The sequence below is a fragment of the Steroidobacter sp. genome, from assembly GCF_016790065.1.
Lineage (GTDB): Bacteria > Pseudomonadota > Gammaproteobacteria > Steroidobacterales > Steroidobacteraceae > Steroidobacter.
The window spans coordinates 1-1,678 of sequence record NZ_JAEUPY010000698.1; the positions used below are offsets into that span (position 1 = coordinate 1).

Below are 1,678 nucleotides of genomic sequence, written 5' to 3' on the forward strand. Positions count from 1 at the left end.
GATGGGCGGGATCGTAGCGGCCGGTGACCTGGGCTCGCTGATAGCGCGGCAGCTGGTTGGCATTGCCGGCGGTGATGTCGACTTGGGTCTGCTGACCGGCGGTGTGCTTATCGAGCAGCGCCTGTTTCTGGTCGGCGCGATCCAGTTGCCAGAAGCCCAGCCGCATGAACAGCGCCACGCCCAGCAGCGTCAGTACGATGCCGACCAGGCTCGGGCGCCAGACTCGCGTCGGCGAAGATGGGGTGGAAGCAGTCACGATATACTGAGTGCGATCCGCGTATCCGGATCAGGAGGCTGTCCCATGACTAAGTACTTCATCATTGCCTGCCTGGTCGCCATCGTTCTCACCATGGCCTCCGGGTTGTTCTACCTGGTCACCGACAAGGGTGAATCGAAAAAGATGGTCAACGCCTTGTCGATTCGCGTTGGCCTGTCGGTCTTGCTGTTCCTGCTATTGCTGCTGGCCTGGTCGCAGGGCTTGATCACGCCGCACGGCATGTAGCCAACCTGCAGAAGTAAAAAGGCCGCCGCGTTCTTGATGAAGGCGGCGGCCCTGTCGATCCCTTGCGGGCTAGCTGGTTACAGCCAGTACACGAACACGAACAAGCCCAGCCACACCACGTCGACGAAGTGCCAGTACCAGGCCACGCCTTCGAAGGCGAAGTGATGGGTCGGTGTGAAGTGTCCCTTCAAGCAGCGGAACCACACCACCGCCAACATGATGGCGCCCATGGTCACGTGGAAACCGTGGAAGCCGGTGAGCATGAAGAAGGTCGAGCCGTAGATGCCCGAGGTCAGCTTCAGGTTGTAGTGCTGATAAGCCTCCATGTACTCGTGCGCCTGCAGGTACACGAACAAGAAGCCCAGCGCGATGGTCAGGCCCAGGAAGATGTTCAGCACAGCGCGGTTACCGGCCTTGATGGCGTGATGCGCGATGGTGATCGTGATGCCCGAGGTCAACAGGATCGCCGTGTTGATGGCCGGCAAACCGAACGCCGGAATCACGTCGAAGTCGCCACCCACGTCGCCCGGGCCGTCGGTCGGCCACGCCGCTTCGTAGTTGTCGCCGCGAAGAATCTTGGTCAGCGCGCGAGTGCCTTCGCCGCCGAGCCACGGCACTGAGAAGTTACGTGCGTACCACAGCGCACCGAAGAACGCCGCGAAGAACATGACTTCGGAGAAGATGAACCACATCATGCCCATGCGGAAGGAACGATCCACCGCGTCGTTGTAGAAGCGCTCTTCGCTTTCCTTGATCACGGCGCCGAACCAGCCGGCGAACATGAACAGCAGGATGGCGAAACCGACCGTCATCACCCACGGGCCGGCGTTCGAGTGGTTGAGCCACATCGCTCCGCCACCCACGGTGGTGAACAGCGCCACCGAGCCGACGATCGGCCACGGGCTACTGTGGGGGACGTAGTACTTCTCGGACGGCGCGTGCGAGGTTGTTGCGTGGGCCATAGCTTTTAGCGTCTGCTAGTCGGAAAACAAAAATGAGTAATCAGCTGCTGCTCTTGCCGTCGTACATGGCGTAAGCCAGCGTCAAGCGATCGATGTTCACCGGCAGCTTCGGGTCGACGATGAAACGCACCGTCAACTCGCGCACCTGTTCGGCATCGAACGGCTGCGGGGTGAAACAGAAACAGTCGGTCTTGTGGAAGTACTTGGTCGCTTG

4 protein-coding genes are annotated in these 1,678 nt (G+C 60.6%); 1 reads left to right on the forward strand and 3 read right to left on the reverse strand.

Going from position 1 to position 1,678, the window contains the following annotated elements; all coding sequences use genetic code 11:
- A partial coding sequence (locus tag JNL55_RS28740) for an SURF1 family cytochrome oxidase biogenesis protein (protein ID WP_293862775.1) occupies positions 1–256 on the reverse strand: 256 nt, incomplete at its 3' end.
- Between the two features lie 45 nt (positions 257–301).
- Between JNL55_RS28740 and JNL55_RS28745 the strand changes: the two genes are divergently transcribed.
- Entirely contained in the window at positions 302–502 is a 201-nt protein-coding gene (locus JNL55_RS28745; protein ID WP_293862777.1) for a twin transmembrane helix small protein, read from the forward strand.
- A gap of 77 nt (positions 503–579) precedes the next feature.
- Here JNL55_RS28745 and JNL55_RS28750 read toward each other — a convergent pair whose 3' ends face one another.
- Entirely contained in the window at positions 580–1,464 is an 885-nt protein-coding gene (locus tag JNL55_RS28750) for a cytochrome c oxidase subunit 3 (protein WP_293862779.1), read from the reverse strand.
- Between the two features lie 40 nt (positions 1,465–1,504).
- On the reverse strand, positions 1,505–1,678 hold a 174-nt coding region (locus JNL55_RS37550; RefSeq protein ID WP_415923182.1), incomplete at its 5' end, for a cytochrome c oxidase assembly protein.

Bases quoted from the DNA above. Each gene is read 5' to 3' on its own strand.
- JNL55_RS28745 (WP_293862777.1), top strand. From the start codon at position 302: ATGACTAAGTACTTCATCATTGCCTGCCTGGTCGCCATCGTTCTCACC.
- JNL55_RS28750 (WP_293862779.1), bottom strand. From the start codon at position 1,464: ATGGCCCACGCAACAACCTCGCACGCGCCGTCCGAGAAGTACTACGTC.